Here is a 20,771-nt window from a genome sequence, read left to right as displayed (position 1 = left end):
TTACTTTTCCTCCCCTGCTTCCATTTTGTAGCCCACACCATGGACTGTGGTGATTTTTACTTTTGTTTTTAAAGCTCTGAGCCGTCTTCGGAGAAAATAGATATAGTTGTCCAGATTTCCGTCTTCCACTTCTGCGTCAGCTCCCCATACATAGGAGAGGAGCATGGCTCTTTTCAGGCACTGCTCTGGATTTTTCATGAAATATTCCATAAGACCGGATTCCTTTTTGGACAGGGAAAGAGTATTTTCCCCACAGGAAAGCTCCAGTTTCTGAGGATCAAAGGAGAGGTCTTTCCAGACAAGCTGTCCGGGAGCCTGAAGCTGCCGGGGTCTTCTGGTAAGGGCCCGGATACGTGCCAGAAGCTCTTCTGGAGCAAAGGGTTTGGTAATGTAATCATCAGCCCCTTCATCCAGCCCATGGATCTTGTCATCCAGAGTGTCCATAGCTGTAGCCAATATCACAGGGGTCTGGATGCCTCGCTTTCTTATGGTATTCAGCAGTGTCAGGCCGTCCAGCTCGGGAAGCATACGGTCCAGGATCATAAGATCATAGACATTCTGGAGGGCATAAAACAGCCCGTCGGTCCCGTTATTACATATATCTGTATCATAACCCTGGCTCTTAAAGTGAATCAGCAGAGCCTGGCATAGATCTTTATCATCTTCTACGAATAATATCCTCATAAAAACCTACCTTTTCCTATATAATATGGAGCATAGCAAAACATATATCAGGAATATTTATACATTTTATGCGAATTTGTCGAGCACAGCTTTGAGACCATAGGCTCAAAGCAGCGCAGACTGAGCAATAAAATGTATAAATATTCTCGATTTTGTTTCATGTGACAATTCCATTCTATCACAGAATTCTCTAAAAATTCTCGAAAAATCCCTCTGTATTTTTCAAGATTTTTAGAGAATTTCCTGTTATGATGATAGCGTCGACATACAAGGGAGGCGCTTGGCCCCTTGTATACCGACGCTGCAGAAACGAGAAAGGAGAGACAATCATGAATCTGAAGAAAGGAATCTGCCTTCTTCTGGCAGGAACCCTTGGATTAGGGACTCTGGGAGGATGCAGTCAGGAAGATAATACAGAAGATACAGCCAGTGCCAAAGGCGGGTACATAGAGGAAGAGATGGAGGCTCCCTGGCAGGAGGGAGAATACTATCTGGGAAGCTTTTATGATCAGGAGGGAAACCTGGAGGTATATACAGAGCTTTCTTCCGACAGCGGATCCAGTCAGATTTTCTCCTATACCTACACAGGAGGAGGAAACTGGGAACAGCAGGAAGAAACCTGGACAGAAAACCTTCTGGGAACAGATAAAAGCATCTATTCCATGATACAGGGAGAAGACCAGAATCTTTATCTGATGACTTTAGGAAATACCCAGGAAGAAAGCACTGAGCAGGAAGAGGAGCAGGCAGCAGAATCCGGGGAGGTGGATATAGAAGACCTGATCCAGGACTGGCATCTCTACCGATATACCGGAGAGGGAGAACCCCAGGAGCTTATACCGGAGTGTCTTACAGAGGAAGGACAGAGAGAAGCAGGAGGATTTTTTCCATATTATTTCGGTGTAAACCAGGATGGAAATCCGGCCTTCATGGGAATGGGGTCTGATATTATCCTATATAATGCAGAAACAGGGAAAGAACAGTACACTTTTCCTGCCTATATGCTGATGAATACTTCTGACAAAATGGCGGATATCAGCGGCAATACCCTGGCAGTCCTGGGAAATGAAGATAAGGAACTGATTCTTTATGATACCCAGACAGGAGAAGAAACAGGAACCATTGATTTTGGAGATCAGGACCGGGGGCATCTCTGTGCCGCCGGAGATGGTACTTTTTATCTTGCAAATTCCAAGGGGATCTTTGTTTACAAGGAAGATGGAAGCATCGTGGAGCAGATTTATGACGCAAGCCGGGGAATCATGGGAGAAATGGCAGGAAATCTTATTATGAACAATTTCCTGGAAGGAGAAGATGATGATTTTTATGCCCTGTATACGGACTACGAGACCCAGAAGCTGAGTATCTGCTATTACTATTACAACGGCTCTGTTACCAGCCAGGTAGAAAATGAGCTGTCTGTTTACAGTCTCTATGAAAGCGCAATGATCGAGGATGCAGTGCGGAAATACCAGCGGGAACACCCAGAAACAGAGATTACCTATGAATATGCGGTGGAAAGTGACGGTTCAGGAAATCCGGAAGATGCTATCGACACTTTGAATACCCAGCTTTTAAACAAAGAAGGGCCAGATGTGCTTCTCCTGGATGACTTGCCGGTAGACTCTTATATAGAAAGAGGGGTACTGGCAGATATGACTGATTTTGTCCAGCAGCTTATTTCAGATGGGACCATACTGGAGAATATTGTGGAAGGTACAGCTTCTGACGGGAAAAACTACGAGTTGCCGGCAGCCTTTTCTCTTCCGGTATTTTACGGTGTTCAGGAAACCATAGACCGACTTGACAGTCTGGACAGTATTTCAGACTATATGGATAAAAATCCTGACAGCAAGGTGCTGGGAGCGGCTTCTCTTCAGCAGGTAGCCTATCTGCTGTTTGCAGCCAACTATCAGGATATTCAGGAAAAAGAAGTGTTTTCTCAGGAAGCCTTGGTGAAGATTTTAGAGACCGCAAAGGCTGTCTGGGATGCCAATCCCTCTGACGCTATGGAAGAGGCCTGGGTAACTGGTTTCAGCAGTCAGATAAAATCAGGAAAGGGAATTTCAGTTTTTGGCTCTATTGGAATGGATGAACTTTATGACGAAACTGACATTACAGGTGTGCAGGATATAACAGGAATCAGCAGTATGGCCATGATGTTTGACATTCTTTCGAAACATCCGGAAATGACAGTGGAAAATATAAATAATATGTACATTCCGGCAAACCGGATGGGGATCAACAGCTCCTCTCAGAATAAGACTTTAGCTGAAGATTTTATAGAAACGGTACTTTCTGACGAAATCCAGACAGGAGATTACCTGGAAGGTCTTCCCATAAGAACAGAAAGCCTGGAGAAACTGCCACAGATTTCAGACGCTTCGGATATGACCATCAGCAGCAGCTATGACGGAGGCGCTGCCAGGGAATATGGCATGCCTAAGGCTGACCAGGTACAGCAGATTGTGGATATAGCTAAAGCAGTTGACACACCTCTTATGCTGGAGCTGACGGTGAGAAATACCTTCCTGGAATGTGTGGAAAATTATGCAGGAGGCGATGTCAGTGCGCAGGATGCGGCACAGGATATGGTGGACAAAATGGAACTGTACCTGGCGGAATAGGAGAAAGCAGGGCAGCAGGAAAAACTGTATAAAGAAACAAAATAAGAAAAAGAATCTGCTGCCCTGGCTTCTACTGGCCCCCAGTCTTCTGGGGGTTGGAATCTTTACACTGATTCCCTTTGCAGACGTATTCCGCCGGTCTTTTCAGAAAGCAGTGGGAACTGGATTTGTGGGGCTAGGAAATTACCGGACAGTGCTGGACAATCAGGCCTTTCAGCTGGCAGCAGGGAACACAGGAAGATTCCTTTTCGTCTGTCTTCCCCTCCTTCTGGGCCTTTCCCTTTTCGTTGCCCTTCTTCTTGAAAGACTGGGGAGAAAAGGAAATCTTTTAAAAAGCGGCTTTCTCCTTCCCATGGCGGTGCCGGCGGCTTCTGTGGTGCTTTTCTGGCAGCTTTTCTTTGACCGGGAAGGAATTCTGAACCATATCCTGGAAATTTTCCACATACAGGGACCGGATTATATGAACAGTTCCGGGGCTTTCGGAGTGCTGGTGGCAGTCTATATCTGGAAAAATCTGGGCTACGACATGATCCTGTGGCTCTCCGGCCTTCTGGGGATCCCGGAGAGTCTTTATGAAGCGGCCAGGATAGACGGAGCCGGAGAAGTTCAGTGTTTCTGGTTTATTACCAGGCCCCTGCTGGTCCAGACCGCATTCCTTACAGGAACTCTGTCCCTGGTCAATGCTTTCAAGGTTTTCCGGGAGGCCTGGATGATCGCCGGGAATTATCCCCATGACAGCATATACATGCTGCAGAATCTTTTTAATAACTGGTTTACGAAGTTAGACATGCAGAAGATGACCGCAGGAGCGGTGATGCTGGCGGCTGTGCTGGGAATCTTTCTGATTCTCTGCCAGAAAGCAGAAGAGAGGTGGAAACAGTGATATGCGAAAAAAGAGAATACTGATCTGGATCTTTCTCACAGCAGCGGTTCTTGTGTTTCTGTTTCCGGTGATACTCCTGGGGGTAAATTCTCTTATGGGCCAGGAAGAGCTGACCGCCAGTTATGGAAGTATCCTTTATGGGAATAAGGGAAATCTGGAATGGAAGCTGTTTCCTCTGTATCCCACACTGAGAGCTTATATTCAGCTTTTGCTGGATAGTCCGGACTTTTTCGTTATGTTCTGGAATTCCGTAAGGCAGGTATTTCCCATCCTTTTCGGACAGCTTCTTTTCGGAATTCCCGCAGCCTGGGCCCTGGGCAGGTATTCCTTCAGAGGACGGAGAATCCTGGTCTATCTGTATATGATCCTGATGATCCTTCCTTTTCAGGTGACCATGGTGTCCAGTTACAGTGTCCTTTCCTTTTTCAATATTCTGGACACACACTGGGCGGTGATCCTTCCCGGAGTTTTTTCTGCTCTTCCCGTTTTCCTTATGACCAAGTTTTTTCAGGGGATACCAGACTCCCTTCTGGAGGCGGCAAAGGTAGACGGGGCAGGAGAAATCCAGGCCTTTTTCTATGTAGGGCTGCCTCTGGGACTTCCGGGGATCATTTCTTCCCTGATCCTGAACTTTCTGGAATATTGGAATGCCATTGAGCCTCCAATGACTTTTTTGAAAACAAAAAGCAAATTTCCTGTTTCCCTGTATCTGAGCAGCATTACCTTAAACGATGTGGGAACATCCTTTGCTGCCTCGGTACTGATCATGGCTCCTTCGGTGTTTCTTTTTGCCTGGGGCCAGAGCTATCTGGAACAGGGGATCATTGCTTCAGGACTAAAGGAGTAACCGTGTATGAAACTAGAAGATAAAAAAAGAATGGCGGCAAAGGCTTTCGCAGCCTTTTTCATACTGATGGCTGCTGCAGGAGGGCTGTCCAGAGCTGCAGCGTCTATGACTGTTCCTATAGCAGATACCCAGAAGTATCAGTCCGGGCGGCTGAACCTGAATCTGACCGGAACTGCAGTGGTGGAGACCAAAGAGGAGAATCTGGTATCTCTTGTAAAGGAACAGAGAATCCTCAGCACAGTCAGGATTGGAACCCAGGTGGAGCAAGGAGATGTACTGCTTCAGTATGATACCCAGTATCTTCAGAAAGCTATAGAGGAGAAGCAGGCAGAGGTAAAAAAGCTGGAATTATCTCTGGAGCAGGCCAGACTCCAGGGAGAACCCCAGGAGCGGGTGGCTGCTGCAGACAGTGCGGCCAGGGACCTGGATCTGGCTAACCAGAGTCTGGCCCAGGCCCAGAGCGATTATGATCAGGCTTTCAGTGACAGTCAGAATGCCCAGTCTCAGGCCCAGAGTAATTATGACAATGGACTGGCAGCAGCGGCTCAGGCCAAGGAGGAGTCATATAATCAGGCTCAGGAGCTGGAAACCCAGGCCCAGGAGCTGGAGGCCCAAGGGGAGACGGAAAATGCCCAGTCTCTGTATGCAGAAGCAGAGAGTCTCCGTCAGGAGGCTGACCAGACCTATGAGGCGGCGGCTTCCCAGGCCCAGTCAGAGTATGAGGCGGCAGTTTCCCAGGCTCAGGCTTCTCTGGAGGAGGCAGAGGCTTCCCTAAATGCCCAGACCCAATCTCAGGCTCAGGCTCAGAATGCATATACCTCTGCCCAGGAGGAAGATGCAGCAGCGGCGGCAAATGACCAGAAAACCCAGGCAGAGAGCAGTTATAACCAGCAGTCTATACAGGTAGATCTGGATCTGGCTAAAAAGGAACTTTCAGATCTGGAAAAGCTTCAGCAGTCCAATGGACAGGTAACGGCTTCCAAGGCAGGGGTGGTCACTGGCATGAATGTGCAGACCGGAGGCATTACAGACGACAGCAGCTATCTTCTTCTGGGAACTGGAGGATTACAGATAAAAGGAAGTCTTCAGACTCAGGATCTGGAGAAAGTGGAGGCAGAGGATACCGTAGAAATATCTGTCTCCGGCCAGGGGAAAAAAATCCAGGGAAAAGTTACCCAGGTAGGCGCCGGCGGTGACGGCCAGCAGGCAGAAGCTGGCAGCAGTTCTGGCACTTCTGAGGAAAGCCAGGATATGGCAGGGTATTTTTATGCAGACATAGAAGAAAGGGCAGCTTCCTGGGGGACCCAGGTTTCCTATTCCATTGATAAGCAGAGTGGTTCTTCCTATGAAATGCTGATCCCTCTTGGGGCAGTGAGAGAAGATGCTCAGGGTACTTACTGCCTGATCGCAGAATCCAGGGAAACTGTTCTGGGAACAGAATATCGGGCGGCACGGGTAAACATTACAGTTGAGGATAAGGACAGCACCCAGGCGGCAGTAACCGGAAATCTGGGAAAAGACGACCTGATCATTTCCGGCAGTACCAAAGACATCGCAGAAAGGGATAAGGTGAGGCTGAGAGATGAATAAAAACAGATATGGCGCTTTTATCCTCTGGGGATTTCTGGCTCTGGCCTGCTGGGGCCTGGCTCTGACAGGCTTTTTGGGAAACCGCCGGGGAAATCAGGAATTTACCCTCTATTACGACAGCCCGGTCCTTACAGGAAAAGAGATGGAATTTTTTATACAGGAAAGAAAAGAGGAGGACCTGCCTTCTGTGGCAGCCTGGAAGGAGACAGATAAGGAGAACTTTACAGGAAACACAGACCTTGTCCGACAGGGGAGCTTCCTGGAAGTAAGAGGAGAAATGAAAACACTTTTTTCCCGTCAGCTTATCCAGGGAAATTTCCCCTGGAAAGAAGACTATCAGGGCTGTGTGATCTCCCGGAGACTGAGCCAGGAGCTGTTTGGAACAGATAAGGGAATTGGAAATGAGATCCAGGTTGAAGGGGAGAGCTATCTGGTTCGTGGAATCCTGAAGGGAGAGGAAAACCTGCTGGCTGTGTGGGCAGAGGAAGACCAGGAGCTGGAAAATTTTCGGCTTTCTTATGATTCGGATTTAGAACCGGTTTCACAGGCAGAAGAATTTCTTTATCAGATGACTGGAGCAGAGCCTGACAGAACTTTCGAAGGAAACCTTTACGGCGCTCTGTCCAGATTTTTTCTTTTCCTTCCGATCCTGGCCGGCAGCTTTCTGGGGGGAGTCTGCAGTTTCAGAACAGCCGGGAAGCAAAGGGAGAAAAGGAGAAAACTTTTCTGGTACCTTCTGGCAGGTATCTTTTGGCTGCTGTTTTTCTGGGGACTGGGAAGAAGTGTCCGCCTTTCTCCGGACTATTTCCCCTCCATGTGGTCGGAGCTGTCCTTTTATCCCCAGCTGATAGAAGAGAAAATAAAAGGCTTCCGGGAGCTTACGGAAAGCAGTCTCTGTCAGGCAGACAGTTATATTCTGGGGGGAACCCTGGAAACGGTTCTTCTGGCTCTGTCAGGTCTTTTCTTTGAGATGCTGGCTGCAGCATGGAGCCCAAAAGACAGCTGGCATTTTACACCTGCTGTGCATAGAATAAAAGAAAAAAGGATTTGAAAGATTTGAACAGACATTCCTGGAAAGCTGCAGTGACCGGCGGGGATATGCGTCAGGTCTATGTGGCGGAAGCTCTGGGGGAGAAGGGATTTTCCGTTATGGTTTACGGTCTTCCAAAAGACCCGGAGCAGGAACAAGTGAAGAAGGCGTCCTCTCTGAAGGATGCACTGGAAAATGCAGATCTGGTCATTGCTCCTGTTCCTTTTCGGAAAGAAGGGAGAATACAGGGGCAGGATTTCTATATAGATTTAACCGAGGAAAATTTTCTAAAATATTTGAAAAAGGGCAGTCTCTTCTGCGCCGGAGGCATACCGGAGAGCTTTCATAAGAAAGTAGGGGAAAGAGGAATCCGATGTTTTGATTTTCTGGAGGATTCCTTTACAGCTATGGAGAACACCATAGCCACCGCAGAAGGGGCCGTTGCCCAGGCAATTATCCGAAGCCCGGAAAACCTGAGAGGCAGTTTATGCCTGGTGATCGGGTACGGCAGATGCGGCAGGACACTGGCAGGGTACCTTCAGAATATGTTCTGCCGGACAATGGTCTGGGAGAAGGACAGGGAAAAGGCTGCCCAGGCAAAAGCCGCAGGACTTCAGGCGCTGGAAGAGGGAGAACTTCCCCATGCCCTGTCTTTGGCAGCTTTTATTTTTCAGACTGCTCCCTGTGTTGTCCTGGAAAAAGAAAAGCTGAAATATATAAGGAAGGATACATGTATCATAGACATTGCCTCCTTACCGGGAGGTTTGGATTATCCGGCTGCCCAAGAGCTGGGACTTTCTCCTTTGCATCTTCTTGGCATACCAGGAAAGTATGCTCCGAAAGCTTCAGGAAAAATTCTGGCTTTGGCTGCCCTTGGAAAGTTATCAGAATCTGTGCAGCAGGAGGGCGCACTATGAATTTAAAAGGAAAGAAAATCGGAGTGGCCCTTACCGGGTCATTCTGCACCTATAAAAAAGTTTTTCAGGAACTGGAAAAACTGGCAGAGGAAGGAGCCCAGATACAGACGATTTTTTCTGATGCGGCTCAGAGTATTGACAGCCGCTTTGGAAAGGCGGAAGATTTTGTAAAAGAAGCAGAACGGATTACTGGGATAAAGCCTATGCTTACCATTTCTGAGGCAGAGCCTATCGGCCCAGGAAGCCTTCTGGATCTGCTGATCCTTCTTCCCTGTACGGGAAATACCATTGCAAAACTGGCGAACGGCATTACGGATACGCCGGCTCTTATGGCTGCCAAAGCACATCTGAGAAATGAAAAACCACTTCTTTTATCTATTTCCACCAACGACGCCTTAGGCATGAATATGAAGAACATCGGACTGCTGTTAAATGCGAAGCACATCTACTTTATCCCCTTTGGTCAGGATAATCCCCAGAAAAAGCCGAATTCCATGATCGCTCACACGGAACTGCTGATTCCGGCGGCCCAGGCGGCTCTTGAAGGAAAGCAGTACCAGCCTTTGATCATGGGAGGGTGAAAGGCTGAAAGAAGATTTTGTATACACAGAGGAGACAGGGAAAAAATGAGAAAATCTCCATTATGAAAAAGGAGGGCATATGTGTGGAATAGGAGGATTTTCCAGCAGCCGGGCGGCTTATACCCAAGAGTCAGGAAAGTGGCCCAGGATACTGGAGAGTATGAACCGTGCGCAAAAGAGAAGGGGTCCTGATGAGGAAGGGATTTTCCTAGAGAAAAAATGCGGTCTGGCCCATGTGAGGCTCTCGATCATTGACCTGGAGCGAGGCACACAGCCTATGACAAGAAGGGCAGGAGAAAAGAGCTGTACCATAGCTTATAATGGGGAAATATATAATATGAAAACCCTCCGGAAGGAACTGGAGAGAAAAGGCGTCCTTTTCACTACCAACAGTGATACGGAGGTGATCCTTCAGGGATATCTCACAGAGGGAGAAGAGTTTATAGAGAAGCTGAACGGTATATTTGCCATAGCTCTCTGGGACCAGAAAGAGGAGGCCCTGTATCTTTTTCGGGACCGGGCTGGAGTAAAGCCTCTGTTTTACACTATCCAGGGAGATACCCTGGTATTCGCTTCAGAGATGAAAGGTCTGTTCCAGTATCCTGGAGTGGAGGCTGTAGCAGATCGAGAGAGCCTTTGCGAAATTTTTGCTCTGGGACCGGCGAAATCTTACGGAAAAGGAGTTTTTCGGAATATACTGGAGGTAGAAGGTGGCAGCCGTCTCCTCTGGAAGGAGGGAAGACTGAAGGAGCGGAAATACTGGCAGCTTCAGAGCCTTCCCCATGAAGACAGCTTTGAAGAGACAGTAGAAAAAACTTCCTGGCTGGTGGAAGACGCAGTAAAGCTTCAGATGCTTTCTGATATCCCGATCTGCACCTTTCTTTCCGGAGGCATAGACAGTTCTCTGGTTACAGCTATCTGTGCCAGAGAACTGAAGAAGCAGGGAAAGGTACTGCACACATTCTCCTTTGATTTTCAGGGAAATGAAAAGTACTTTAAGGCCAATGCCTTCCAGCCGTCTCAGGACCGGCCCTGGGTAGAAAAAATGGTAGAATTTTCCGGTACCAGCCACCATTTCCTTACCTGTGGAAATCAGGAGATGATCGACTGTCTCTATAAAGCTGTAGACGCCAGAGACCTTCCCTGTATGGCAGATGTAGAATCTTCTATGCTTTATTTCTGTTCTCTGGTGGCAGAGCATAATAAGGTTACTTTAACAGGAGAATGTGCGGACGAAATCTTTGGAGGCTATCCCTGGTTCCATAAGCAGGAGGCCTTTGATACCCATGCCTTTCCCTGGTCCCCGGATATGAAGGTGAGACAGACACTTCTGTCTGAGGAACTGCTCCATGTTCTCCCTATGGAAGACTATGCCAGAGCCGCCTATGAAAAGACTATTGGGGAGACGCCGGTACTTCCAGAAGAAGGTCCACAGGAAAAAAGGCGTCGGGAAATTTCTTATCTGAACCTGAAATGGTTTATGGCCACCCTTCTGGACCGGATGGACCGGACAGCTATGTATTCCGGATTGGAGGCCAGAGTGCCTTTTGCAGACCATCGGATCATAGAATATGTGTGGAATGTGCCCTGGTCCATGAAATGCCGGGACGGGGTGGTAAAAGCCCTTCTCAGGAGAAGCGGGGAAGGAAAACTTCCCAAAGAAGTCCTTTGGAGAAGAAAAAGTCCTTATCCCAAAACTTATCATCCGGATTATGAAGCTATGCTGGGAGAAAGACTTCTGGATGTTTTGGCAGATTCGGCAGCGCCTGTAAGGCAGCTTGTAGACAGAGAAAAGGCCGAAAAATTTGTGAAGAGTCCCTCTGATTATGGAAAGCCCTGGTACGGCCAGCTTATGGCAGGGCCTCAGATGCTGGCTTACATGCTCCAGGTCAATTACTGGCTGGAAAAATATCAGGTACGGATTCTTCTATAAATGTGCAGGTATTCCTGGATAAATGCCATGGCAGTATACGGTTGTTGCAGAAAGGGATTCATGGTAGAATATAGAAAACGAAAAAGGAGAAAGCTATGGGAATCATAACAGGAGATTACAAGGTAGAGTATTTTGACGAGAATCAGGAAAAAAAGGGAGAAGTAACCTTTCCTCCTATTGATGAAGATACCGTGAACATTAATCATACGTTTGTGGATTCTTCCCTCAGAGGAATGGGAATGGCAGGAAAGCTTATGGAGGCAGCTGCCAGACAAATCCGGAAAGAAGGGAAAAAGGCAGTCCTTAGCTGTTCCTATGCGATAAAGTGGTTTGACAGCCATGAGGAATATAAAGACATTCTGAAATAAGAAGAGGGCCTTTAGTGCTGCCCTGCCGGGAAGGCAGAAGTTACATGGAGATAAAGTGATAAAAGAACGGGAGAAGATATATGAACCAGAAATTTTTAGAGCAGCTTACAGAGTTTATTTTTGTAGAGGATCTGCCGGAGAAGGCGGACATCATTTTTATTCCCGGCAGCGGCTTTCCCCAGCTTGCAGAGGAGGCGGCAGGTCTTTACCACAGAGGATATGCCCCTTATATCCTGCCTTCCGGGCGGTACAGCATTTTGACCGGGCATTTCGGAGGCGTTCAGGAAAAGGCCTGGATGTATCCCGGAGATTATGAGACAGAATGGGAGTTTTTAAAGGAAGTTCTCATAAAGCAGCAGGTGCCGGAAAAGGCTGTATTAAAAGAAGATCAGGCCACTTACACTTATGAAAACGCTATTTATTCCAGAAAGGTCACAGACAGCCTGGGCATGGAAATCCACAGGGCCATCCTTTGCTGCAAGCCTTATCATGCCAGAAGGAGTCTTCTTTATTATCAGCTTCTCTTCCCGGACACCAGATTTCTGGTGTGTCCGGTGAGAGAAAGTGATGTGACCAGAGAAAACTGGTTCCTTACAGAAAAAGGAACCAAGATTGTCCTGGGCGAGATTGAAAGGATCGGTATTCAGTTTCATGATATTATGAGAGAGATGAGGGAGAACGATGCCGCTGAAAACTCTCCAGAATGATCTTTCTGGCTTTGGCCGCCTCATCCTGAGAAAGATTTTCCATGCCTTTTAAAGGATAAGGAAGATTCAGGCTTTCATATTTCTGTTCCCCCATGTTGTGGTAGGGAAGGACCTCCAGGCCCTTTATATTTGGATACCTGGCAAGGAGCTTCCCCACTTCCTCCAGTTCTTTGGGAGAATCGGTGAACCCTTTTACAATCACATGGCGGATGATCACTGGTACTTTTTCCTCTGCAGTAAGATCCAGAAAATCCAGCACCGGGGCCTGAGGCTGTCCGGTGAGTTTTTTGTGCTCCTCCGGGAAAGCATGTTTGATATCCAGAAGGATCAGCCGGGTAGATTTCAGAAGCCTTTGGTACTCCTCTTTGCGGCTCCGTCTAAAGAGGATTCCTGAAGTGTCCAGGCAGGTGTGGATATCTTCGGCCCTGGCCTTTTCAAACAGCTCCGTGAGAAAGGAAAGCTGCATAAGAGGTTCTCCTCCAGTGGCGGTAATGCCGCCTTTCTGATAAAAACTTTTGTTTTTTCTATAGATTTCCAGAATTTCTTCCACTGTCATAGGAGTCCCCCTGCCAGGGGCCCAGGTATCCGGATTGTGGCAGTACAGACACCGCATGGGACAGCCCTGGAAGAACACCGTCAGGCGTATTCCAGGGCCGTCAACTGTACCGAAGCTCTCTATGGAGTGGATAAATCCTCTGTCTTTACATTCCTTCATGGAAGGTACGGGAGATTACTTCGTCCTGCTGTTCTTTTGTCAGCTTATGGAAATTTACCGCATATCCGGATACGCGTACCGTAAGCTGAGGATATTTTTCCGGATGCTTCTGGGCATCCAGAAGGGTTTCTTTTGTGAAGACATTTACGTTTAAGTGGTGTCCTCCTTTTTCTGCATAGCCGTCCAGCAGCCCTACCAGGTTATCGATCTGTGCGTCACTTATTTTCATAAAAAGATTCCTCCTTGAATTTGTGTGTTTTGATTATTCGATTTCTAATTCTGAGCCAGGTTCGCAGCAGGCGCAGTCTTTTCCCAGTTCAAAAGTAATATCGTCGAAGAAAATGGCGTCATCTTTGCCCAAAGCGCCGGGAATAATGGAGAAAGTATTGGAAATACCATCCTGGGCGTCCATAAAGGGCAGCTTGGATACAGAGCTTAAAGAAGCAACGGCACCGTGGCTGTCTCTGTGATGCATAGGATTTGCTCCCGGTGCAAAGGCTTCTCCGGCCTTTCTGCCGTCAGGGGTGGAGCCAGTAGCCTTGCCATATACCACATTTGAGGTAATGGTAAGGATAGATGTTGTGGGGATGCCGCCCCGGTAAGTGTGATTTCCTTTTATATAGGACATAAATTCGTGAACAATATCATAGGCAATACTGTCTGCCCGGTCATCATCATTTCCGTATTTAGGAAAGTCTCCCTGAATCTCATAATCTACAGCGATTCCGTCTTCATCTCTGATGGCTTTTACTTTGGCATATTTAATGGCGGAGAGGGAATCGGCCACTACAGAAAGTCCTGCGATCCCAGTGGCAAACCAGCGTGTCACTTTCTTGTCATGAAGGGCCATCTGCAGCCTCTCATAGGAATATTTGTCGTGCATATAGTGGATGATGTTCAAGGTGTTTACATAGACCTGGGCCAGCCACTTCATCATATCCCGGAAACGTTCTATAACCTCTTCATAATCCAGATATTCAGAAGTAATAGGACGGTACTTAGGACCTACCTGTTTCTTGGAAATTTCATCCACTCCTCCATTAATAGCATAGAGTAGGCACTTAGCCAGATTGGCTCTGGCTCCGAAGAACTGCATTTCTTTTCCTACACGCATCGAAGACACGCAGCAGGCAATGGCGTAGTCATCTCCATGGGTTACCCGCATAAGGTCATCATTCTCATACTGGATTGAAGAGGACATAATTGAGGTCTTGGCACAAAAACGTTTAAAGTTCATGGGAAGCTTTGTGGACCAAAGTACGGTAAGGTTTGGTTCCGGAGCTGTTCCCAGGTTTTCCAGGGTGTGAAGATAGCGGTAGGACATTTTTGTTACCATGTGACGGCCATCTATACCCATGCCCCCGATAGATTCTGTGACCCAGGTAGGGTCTCCGGAGAACAGAGCGTTGTATTCCGGAGTTCTGGCAAATTTTACAAGGCGCAGCTTCATAATGAAATGGTCCACAAACTCCTGGATTTCTTCTTCTGTAAAGGTGCCATTCTGGAGATCCCGCTGGGCGTAGATATCCAGGAAAGTGGAGGTTCTTCCAAGAGACATGGCAGCGCCGTTCTGCTCCTTGATTGCGGCCAGATAGCCGAAATACAGCCACTGAATGGCCTCCTGAACATTGGCAGCCGGTCTGGAGATATCGAAACCATAGATATTTCCAAGCTCTTTCAGCTCTTTTAATGCCTTGATCTGCTCGGAAAGCTCTTCTCTTTCTCTGGTAACGTCAGAGTACATAATAGTTCTGGTGGTATCCTTCTGATGCTGCTTGTCTTCAATAAGCCGGTCCACTCCATAGAGAGCTACTCTCCGGTAGTCACCGATGATACGGCCCCGTCCGTAAGCGTCTGGAAGGCCGGTGATAATATGGCTGGAACGGCAGGCCCGCATTTCCGGGGTATAAGCGTCAAAAACCCCGTCGTTGTGGGTTTTTCTGTGCTTGGTGAAGAATTCTACTACCTGAGGGTCTACATGGTAGCCGTTGTCCTCACAGGCTTTTATGGCCATACGGATACCCCCGTAAGGCTGGAGAGAACGTTTAAAAGGTTTATCTGTCTGGAAGCCTACAATGGTTTCTTTTTCTTTATTCAGATAACCAGGGCCATGGGAGGTAATCGTAGATATGATTTTTGTATCCATATCCAGAACACCTCCCTTGGCCTGCTCTTCTTTTGTAAGCTCCAGAACCTGTTCCCACAGGTCTTTGGTCCTCTGGGTAGGTCCCTGAAGGAAATTTTCCTTTCCATCATAGGGGGTATAGTTTTTTTGGATAAAGTCTCGGACATTGATTTCCTTTTCCCAGATGCCGCTGTGAAAAGACTCCCATTCTTTATACATGTGTATTGCCTCCTTTGGTAAAAATTTCTAGATTTGGTAGTTAGTTACAAGTAACTAAATCTATATGTGGATTGTATAGTACCAGATTAAAAAAGTCAAGATTATAAGATGTACAGAATCAAAAACAAAAAAACAGGAACATCTATACCTGGTATCATTACAAAAATACCGTATAAATATTCCTGTTTTATTTTCTGATTTTAATTTTTGCAGACCCTGCTATTTGGCAGCAGTATTATCCTGGTCTGGCAGCTGCTCCGGAATGTCTTCAGGAAGTTCGTAAGAATCCGGAATGCCCTGATCTTCCTCCTCTTCTTTAGGCTCGTATTTGGCGAAAACCTTGCGGAAGATGATAGAGTTAAAATAAGCGACGGTTGCAAAGCCCAGCAGAATCCAGATCATACTTCCGTATACCAGTGTTGTGGTAGTAAGGAAGGTAACAATGAATAAAGCCAGAGGACAAATGATCATTACAAGAGTCCAGGGGAGATTCAGCACTGCAATCAGCAGGGAGTTTTTGAAAATATTCTTGATATCATTGCGGAATCTTGCTGTGTAGGGAAAAATATAAGTAAATACCATTGAATAAATAACAACAATAGCGCCAATCAATACCTGAAAAATACTTTTCATATTTCCTGGCAGAATGGTTGCTGCCCGGTAATCAATGAAAAGGAAAAGTCCCAGGACCAGCAGGATCAGCCAGATAATGGTAGACTGTTTAAAGTTTTCCTTAAACCCTTTGAAAAACCCTTTGAAAATATAAGACTCTTCCCCTTTGACCATTTTCAGTGTAACAGAAAAGAGGGCGGTAATAGAAGCCCCTGCTGTTACAATGGGAATACAGCAGGCAATTGCCAGAAGGTTCAAAATGATCAGATCGCAAACTCTGGACAGAAAACGCATGATGGGGCTGTCCATATTAAAAAAACTGCTCATAATAATAAAATGTCCTTTCCTAATACGTTTTTTCTTTTTTATTTTTATTCTGCTTCTTCTTTTTCTCTTGGAGGAAGGTAAATGTGGACTTTTTCGATACGGGTCCGATCTGCCTTATCTACCACAAGACGTATACCAGATTCCGTTGTAACAGACTCACCCTCTTCCGGGAAACGGTCCAGCTGTTCAATGATATAGCCGCCGATAGAATCATAATCCTGAGACTCAATGTTCAGGGAAAGAAGTTCATCCAAGTCATCCAAACGGGAAGAACCCAGAACAATGTATTCTCTCTCAGGCAGGATTTCTTTTACCTCTTCTTCTTCCTGATCTTCATATTCATCATGGATATCCCCCACAATCTCTTCCACCAGATTCTCCAGAGTGATGATACCGGAAGTCGCTCCGTATTCATCCAGGACAATGGCAAAGGATACGGAATTTTCTTTCATATCCATGAGAAGTTCAGAAGTCTTTTTCGATTCATAGGTGAAATAAGGCTCCCGAAGGATTTTCTCCAGAGAGAAATTTTCCTTATCACACAAAAGAAGATCCTTGATGTTGGCAATTCCTACAATGTGGTCTGTGCTGTCTTTGTATACAGGAAAGCGGGTATGCTTTTCCTCCCGGAACAGCTGAATCAGATCTTCATAGGAACTATTGATATCGGCAAATGTTACATCTATCCGGGGAACCATAACATCTTCCGCTCTGGAATCGTCAAAATCAAAGACATTGTAGATCATCTGCCGTTCTTCTGTTTTTATGACGCCCTCTTCATGCCCAACGTTGACCAGTGTACGAAGCTCCATTTCTGTAATAGTATTGCTTTTTGGTTGGGCATCTGCCCCAAGAATCTTAAGCACTCCTCCGGAAAACCGGTTCATAAGGAAGATGACCGGAGTCATAATGACCATCAGAATCCGTATAGGTTTGGCATAGGCCAAAGCCAGACGTTCACCGTTTAGGGATGCCAAGGTTTTAGGAGTAATCTCTCCGAAGATCAGAACCAGCAGGGTAATGATTCCGGTGCTGATACTTACTGCCGCATTGCCAAAGAGGCGCATGGTCAGCGTAGTAGCCAGGGAGGATGCGGAAAGATTCACTATATTGTTGCCGACCAGTATGGTGCTCAGCAGCTTTCCGGGATTTTCTATTACTTTTAAGAGAGTAGAAGCCCGGCTGTCACCCTCCTGGGCAAGGGTCTGTATGCGTATTTTGTTAACGGTTGTCATAGAAGTTTCTGCTGATGAGAAAAATGCCGAAAGACAAATTAAAATAATCAGGACCAGAAACTGTATGGCATCACTGGAATCCAACTTATTCAACTCCTTTGAATTTTTGAATTTGTAGATACTGGCATGACAAAGAGTCATATGACCATAGGGATGAGACCCTGATATCTCTATAATATACATGATTTTTGCAGGGATTGCAACAAAACCGGTTGAAAAAAGTTGTTTTTAGGGGGTGTCGAAAAATGGAAAACTGTGATATACTTAGGCAGAGTTAAATATAGGTTTATAATGAATATAAAAAATTCAGCTTTTGCAACAATAGGAAAGGGAATGTTATTCATGAATAGAAATAAAAAAGGTTTACATAAAGTGACCGCCAATGTTTTAAGTCTTACGCTTGCCTCTGTTATGGCAGCCGGCACTGTAGGCGAGGCGGTTTCAGCTGTGCCTGTCTATGCCGCAGAAAGCTCTCAGACGGAAAACTCCGGAACAGGTGTTTCTGTTTACCTGAACGGGACTTTGTCAGGAGATAATCAGGGAGACGGAACTACGAAGGAAAAAGCAGTGTCTTCCATTGACCAGGCCTTAAAGCTGGCTGGCAGCAAGGGAACCATTCTGGTATGCGGTCCGGTGACTATATCCAGCGAGAAAGCTGTAACAATTCCTGAAGGAGTACAGATTAAAAGGGCCGATGGTTATACCGGAGCAATTATGAAGATCACAGGAAAAGGAAAGCTGACTCTGACAGGAGGAAATCTCCAGTCTTCAGATGTGGATACCTCAGGTGCCGAGCTTGGAAAGGAAGCCTTTGTCCAGGGAACAAAGACAGAAGCCAAAAAAGCCGGTCAGATAACTATGAATTCTCAGGTCACCATAGCATCGCCAGAAGCATGGAATTCCTTTGATTTTGCTGCAGCAGGTTTTTCCGGAGAAGGCTCTTTTGCCTGGGCTTCTCAGACAGCGCCTGAAGAATATCAGATTACGGTTCAGGTGATCTTCACCCCTGCAGATACCAAAAACTACGACTATTCCAAGGTAGAAGGCTGGGATGCGGCAAAAGGAGCAGTGATAAGAAATGTAGAAGTGACTGTAGAGTCTTTGAAACCTTCTGAGCCTGCCTCTTCGGAAGGGGATACTGGGGAAAATAATACCCAGGAACAGACGCCTCCGGAAGAAACTGTGGAAGCGCCTGAAACTCCCGAGGAACAGGAACCGGAGGAGACTGTTCCTGCTGCAGGCTCTGTAACAGTTCCTGGAGAGATAACACTTTCCAAACCAGAGGATATAAAAAATTTTGATTTTGGAAAGGCCGGATTTGCAGGAGAAGGTTCTTTTGCATGGGAAGAGGAGACTGTTCCTACAGCCTATGAGACTGAGATAAAAGTCGTTTTTACTCCTTCGGATATAGAAGGAAAGGATTATTCTCAGGTAGAAGGCTGGGATGCCCAGAAAAATCAGGTGATCCGTACAGTGAAAGTATTGGTAGAATCCTTAAAAGAAGATTCCAATACAGATAACGCCCCGGCTGATAACACAGATAAAGATAAAGATAATGAAAAGGAAAACGGGGAAAGCGGCGATAACACAAAAGAAGATGCAGATACGGAACAGGGCAAACAGGACCAGACGGGTTCAGACCAGGAAAATGCATCAGATCAGGATAATATAGAAGACCAGACAGAAAATCCTGATACAGAGGAGAAAGATCCTGGAACAGCAGAAGAGGACCAGGGAACTTCCAATGATCAGAAGGAAGAAGAACAGGAGTCTCAGGAATCTTCCAACGATCAGGAGAAAGAAACTTCCAAGGATGAGGAAGCTTCCCAGGAAGAAAATACCCAGGAAACAGAAGAAGATTTTGTCCAGGCTGAGGAAGGAAAGACCGGAGAAGTTGCCCAGGAAATTCCTCAGGCTATTCCGGTGGGAAGTCTTATAGATGAGAATACCGGAGTGCGGGTGGAAGGAGACTTCCTTCCATATTATGTGGACCTTCAGGTCAGCTACAATGATGAGCTGGATCAGCTTCCAGATGCAGGTATTGGCCAGATTCTTTCGGCCTACGAGATTAAGCTCTGGGATTTAAAGGAAAATGAGGAATATAAGATTCCCGAAGGAAACAAAGTAAGAGTAATGATCCCCCTTCCGGAAAATGCAGACAGCTTTTCACAGCTTTCCATTGCCCATTATCTGGGAAACAGTGAGTATGAATATTATACCCTTCCTACAGAGGAGTACCCGGGTAATCTGACGATCATTACTATAGAAGGAATTGAGTATCTGACTTTTGAAACTGCTTCTTTCAGTCCCTTTAACGTAGGCGGAAGCCAGCTGGTAGGTCCGGGAACACAGCTTCCCCAGAGCGGTTCTTCCAGTCAGAATACTGGAAATAACAGTTCTTCCGGTACTTCCGCAGGAACAAGCTCTACTGGAAATTCTCAGACTGGCAGTTCTTCTTCAGGACAGAGTGTGATCCAGCCTTCTGGAAATTCCGGCAGCCAGACAAGCACCAGCAGCAGTCAGAGCAGAAAAACCGGAAATCAGAGCAGCTCTTCCAAGGTAACCCATGTGGTAAAGACCGGTGATAATGCACCGATCATCCTATATGCAGCAACAGCAGCGGCAGCTTTGATCCTGGCAGCAGTAACTTTTATAATAGGTAAGAAAAAAAGATCATAAATCAGTCATGCAGAAAGAAACCCTCCCATATATTTACATAAGGGAGGGTTTTCTAATGGAACAGATCATGGTAAAAGCTTCAAGACCTCTGCAGATGATGAAAGCTCTGCTCCTTTCCTACGCCATTACAGGAATCCTGCTCCTGGGGCTGGCTTTCCTGCTGTATAAGCTGGGGCTGGGAGAGAGCCAGGTGAATCTGGGAATCATGGTAACCTACATAATATCCTGTCTGGCTGGTGGATTTTATATGGGCAGAAAGGGAAAAAACCGGCGTTTTTTGTGGGGGATGGGGCTGGGATTAGGATATGCAGCTCTTCTATGGGCGGTGACCTATCTTACAGAACATTCTGGAGGGGATTTAAAAGAGACAATCCTGATGTTTTTTATCTGCATTCTGGGAGGAGCCCTGGGAGGAATGTTGTCTTAGAAAGATCCAGACAAAAGAAATACTTGCCTGGTACAAAGAGCTATGCTATAATACCGCATAGATGTTAAAAGACATAAGGAGGAAAGGTATCATGGAACATATTAAAACATTGAATACAAAAAGTTTACAGAATACAGTGAAAAAAGGCGGATGCGGTGAATGTCAGACATCCTGCCAGTCAGCCTGCAAGACATCCTGCACAGTAGGAAATCAGAGCTGCGAGAATAAATAAGAAAAACGGCATACGAGGAGTGGGGCTGTTGTG

At 46.5% G+C, this 20,771-nt stretch carries 17 protein-coding genes and 1 pseudogene; 13 read left to right on the top strand and 5 right to left on the bottom strand.

The window, feature by feature from the left end; all coding sequences use genetic code 11:
• The gene (locus B5G33_RS06105) at positions 1 to 684 is read right to left on the bottom strand and encodes a response regulator transcription factor (protein WP_087417049.1); all 684 of its coding nucleotides are present in this window, start codon (positions 682 to 684) and stop codon (positions 1 to 3) included.
• 329 nt (positions 685 to 1,013) lie between these two features.
• On the opposite strand from B5G33_RS06105, the gene B5G33_RS06100 reads away from it, so the two are divergent.
• From B5G33_RS06100 to B5G33_RS06055, 10 genes are all read left to right on the top strand, one after another.
• Complete coding sequence (locus B5G33_RS06100) at positions 1,014 to 3,311, top strand: extracellular solute-binding protein (RefSeq protein WP_087417048.1); 2,298 nt, start codon at positions 1,014 to 1,016, stop codon at positions 3,309 to 3,311.
• The gene (locus tag B5G33_RS06095) at positions 3,262 to 4,194 is read left to right on the top strand and encodes a sugar ABC transporter permease (RefSeq protein ID WP_330396654.1); all 933 of its coding nucleotides are present in this window, start codon (positions 3,262 to 3,264) and stop codon (positions 4,192 to 4,194) included. Before B5G33_RS06100 ends, B5G33_RS06095 begins: the two co-directional genes overlap by 50 nt.
• 1 nt (position 4,195) lies before the next feature.
• Complete coding sequence (locus tag B5G33_RS06090; RefSeq protein WP_087417046.1) at positions 4,196 to 5,041, top strand: carbohydrate ABC transporter permease; 846 nt, start codon at positions 4,196 to 4,198, stop codon at positions 5,039 to 5,041.
• 6 nt (positions 5,042 to 5,047) lie between these two features.
• On the top strand, positions 5,048 to 6,631 hold the full coding sequence (locus B5G33_RS06085; RefSeq protein ID WP_087417045.1) for a hypothetical protein: 1,584 nt from the start codon (positions 5,048 to 5,050) through the stop codon (positions 6,629 to 6,631).
• A complete protein-coding gene (locus B5G33_RS06080; protein ID WP_087417044.1) occupies positions 6,624 to 7,682 on the top strand; it encodes an ABC transporter permease in 1,059 nt (352 codons plus the stop codon). The genes B5G33_RS06085 and B5G33_RS06080 overlap by 8 nt, the downstream gene beginning before the upstream one ends.
• Positions 7,679 to 8,578, top strand: coding sequence for a dipicolinate synthase subunit DpsA (locus B5G33_RS06075; protein WP_087417043.1), 900 nt, complete (start codon positions 7,679 to 7,681; stop codon positions 8,576 to 8,578). Before B5G33_RS06080 ends, B5G33_RS06075 begins: the two co-directional genes overlap by 4 nt.
• Positions 8,575 to 9,159, top strand: coding sequence for a dipicolinate synthase subunit B (locus tag B5G33_RS06070; protein WP_087273166.1), 585 nt, complete (start codon positions 8,575 to 8,577; stop codon positions 9,157 to 9,159). The genes B5G33_RS06075 and B5G33_RS06070 overlap by 4 nt, the downstream gene beginning before the upstream one ends.
• 79 nt (positions 9,160 to 9,238) lie before the next feature.
• Positions 9,239 to 11,092 carry an asparagine synthase (glutamine-hydrolyzing) gene (gene asnB, locus B5G33_RS06065; protein ID WP_087417042.1) on the top strand — a complete coding sequence of 618 codons (1,854 nt, stop codon included), beginning with the start codon at positions 9,239 to 9,241 and terminating at the stop codon, positions 11,090 to 11,092.
• 95 nt (positions 11,093 to 11,187) lie between these two features.
• Positions 11,188 to 11,460, top strand: a complete 273-nt coding sequence (locus B5G33_RS06060; protein WP_087417041.1) for a GNAT family N-acetyltransferase — start codon at positions 11,188 to 11,190, stop codon at positions 11,458 to 11,460.
• An 80-nt stretch (positions 11,461 to 11,540) separates the two neighbouring features.
• The gene (locus B5G33_RS06055; protein WP_087417040.1) at positions 11,541 to 12,167 is read left to right on the top strand and encodes a YdcF family protein; all 627 of its coding nucleotides are present in this window, start codon (positions 11,541 to 11,543) and stop codon (positions 12,165 to 12,167) included.
• Here B5G33_RS06055 and pflA read toward each other — a convergent pair.
• The 4 genes and pseudogenes from pflA to B5G33_RS06030 form a co-directional block, all read right to left on the bottom strand.
• Positions 12,118 to 12,882 (bottom strand): pyruvate formate-lyase-activating protein, encoded by a 765-nt coding sequence (gene pflA / locus B5G33_RS06050; protein WP_087417039.1) that lies wholly within the window; start codon positions 12,880 to 12,882, stop codon positions 12,118 to 12,120. The two genes, B5G33_RS06055 and pflA, sit on opposite strands and share 50 nt — an antisense overlap.
• Positions 12,881 to 15,226 (bottom strand): annotated as a pseudogene (grcA3, locus tag B5G33_RS06040) (autonomous glycyl radical cofactor GrcA3); the annotation flags it as partial. The pseudogene grcA3 and the gene pflA, both read right to left, overlap by 2 nt.
• A gap of 219 nt (positions 15,227 to 15,445) precedes the next feature.
• Positions 15,446 to 16,165 carry a YesL family protein gene (locus tag B5G33_RS06035; RefSeq protein ID WP_087273144.1) on the bottom strand — a complete coding sequence of 240 codons (720 nt, stop codon included), beginning with the start codon at positions 16,163 to 16,165 and terminating at the stop codon, positions 15,446 to 15,448.
• Between the two features lie 44 nt (positions 16,166 to 16,209).
• On the bottom strand, positions 16,210 to 17,484 hold the full coding sequence (locus B5G33_RS06030) for an HlyC/CorC family transporter (protein WP_087417037.1): 1,275 nt from the start codon (positions 17,482 to 17,484) through the stop codon (positions 16,210 to 16,212).
• A gap of 258 nt (positions 17,485 to 17,742) precedes the next feature.
• Between B5G33_RS06030 and B5G33_RS06025 the strand changes: the two genes are divergently transcribed.
• The 3 genes from B5G33_RS06025 (at position 17,743) to scfA (ending at position 20,738) form a co-directional block, all read left to right on the top strand.
• A complete protein-coding gene (locus B5G33_RS06025) occupies positions 17,743 to 20,079 on the top strand; it encodes a cell wall anchor protein (RefSeq protein ID WP_143276500.1) in 2,337 nt (778 codons plus the stop codon).
• 55 nt (positions 20,080 to 20,134) lie between these two features.
• Positions 20,135 to 20,506: a TIGR04086 family membrane protein gene (locus tag B5G33_RS06020; RefSeq protein WP_087417035.1), complete on the top strand. Its 372-nt coding sequence runs from the start codon at positions 20,135 to 20,137 to the stop codon at positions 20,504 to 20,506.
• 91 nt (positions 20,507 to 20,597) lie between these two features.
• Positions 20,598 to 20,738, top strand: a complete 141-nt coding sequence (gene scfA / locus B5G33_RS06015; RefSeq protein WP_018594935.1) for a six-cysteine ranthipeptide SCIFF — start codon at positions 20,598 to 20,600, stop codon at positions 20,736 to 20,738.
• The last annotated feature ends 33 nt before the right edge of the window (positions 20,739 to 20,771 follow it).

The organism is Blautia sp. An81, from assembly GCF_002161285.1.
GTDB classification, from domain to species: Bacteria; Bacillota; Clostridia; order Lachnospirales; family Lachnospiraceae; genus Blautia; species Blautia ornithocaccae.
The sequence above is the reverse complement of the archived record's forward strand: the minus strand, read 5'-3'. Positions and strand labels throughout refer to the sequence as shown.

Bases quoted from the DNA above. Each gene is read 5' to 3' on its own strand.
- B5G33_RS06105 (WP_087417049.1), bottom strand. From the start codon at position 684: ATGAGGATATTATTCGTAGAAGATGATAAAGATCTATGCCAGGCTCTG.
- B5G33_RS06100 (WP_087417048.1), top strand. From the start codon at position 1,014: ATGAATCTGAAGAAAGGAATCTGCCTTCTTCTGGCAGGAACCCTTGGA.
- B5G33_RS06095 (WP_330396654.1), top strand. From the start codon at position 3,262: ATGCGGCACAGGATATGGTGGACAAAATGGAACTGTACCTGGCGGAAT.
- B5G33_RS06090 (WP_087417046.1), top strand. From the start codon at position 4,196: ATGCGAAAAAAGAGAATACTGATCTGGATCTTTCTCACAGCAGCGGTT.
- B5G33_RS06085 (WP_087417045.1), top strand. From the start codon at position 5,048: ATGAAACTAGAAGATAAAAAAAGAATGGCGGCAAAGGCTTTCGCAGCC.
- B5G33_RS06080 (WP_087417044.1), top strand. From the start codon at position 6,624: ATGAATAAAAACAGATATGGCGCTTTTATCCTCTGGGGATTTCTGGCT.
- B5G33_RS06070 (WP_087273166.1), top strand. From the start codon at position 8,575: ATGAATTTAAAAGGAAAGAAAATCGGAGTGGCCCTTACCGGGTCATTC.
- asnB (WP_087417042.1), top strand. From the start codon at position 9,239: ATGTGTGGAATAGGAGGATTTTCCAGCAGCCGGGCGGCTTATACCCAA.
- B5G33_RS06060 (WP_087417041.1), top strand. From the start codon at position 11,188: ATGGGAATCATAACAGGAGATTACAAGGTAGAGTATTTTGACGAGAAT.
- B5G33_RS06055 (WP_087417040.1), top strand. From the start codon at position 11,541: ATGAACCAGAAATTTTTAGAGCAGCTTACAGAGTTTATTTTTGTAGAG.
- pflA (WP_087417039.1), bottom strand. From the start codon at position 12,882: ATGAAGGAATGTAAAGACAGAGGATTTATCCACTCCATAGAGAGCTTC.
- B5G33_RS06035 (WP_087273144.1), bottom strand. From the start codon at position 16,165: ATGAGCAGTTTTTTTAATATGGACAGCCCCATCATGCGTTTTCTGTCC.
- B5G33_RS06025 (WP_143276500.1), top strand. From the start codon at position 17,743: ATGAATAGAAATAAAAAAGGTTTACATAAAGTGACCGCCAATGTTTTA.
- B5G33_RS06020 (WP_087417035.1), top strand. From the start codon at position 20,135: ATGGAACAGATCATGGTAAAAGCTTCAAGACCTCTGCAGATGATGAAA.
- scfA (WP_018594935.1), top strand. From the start codon at position 20,598: ATGGAACATATTAAAACATTGAATACAAAAAGTTTACAGAATACAGTG.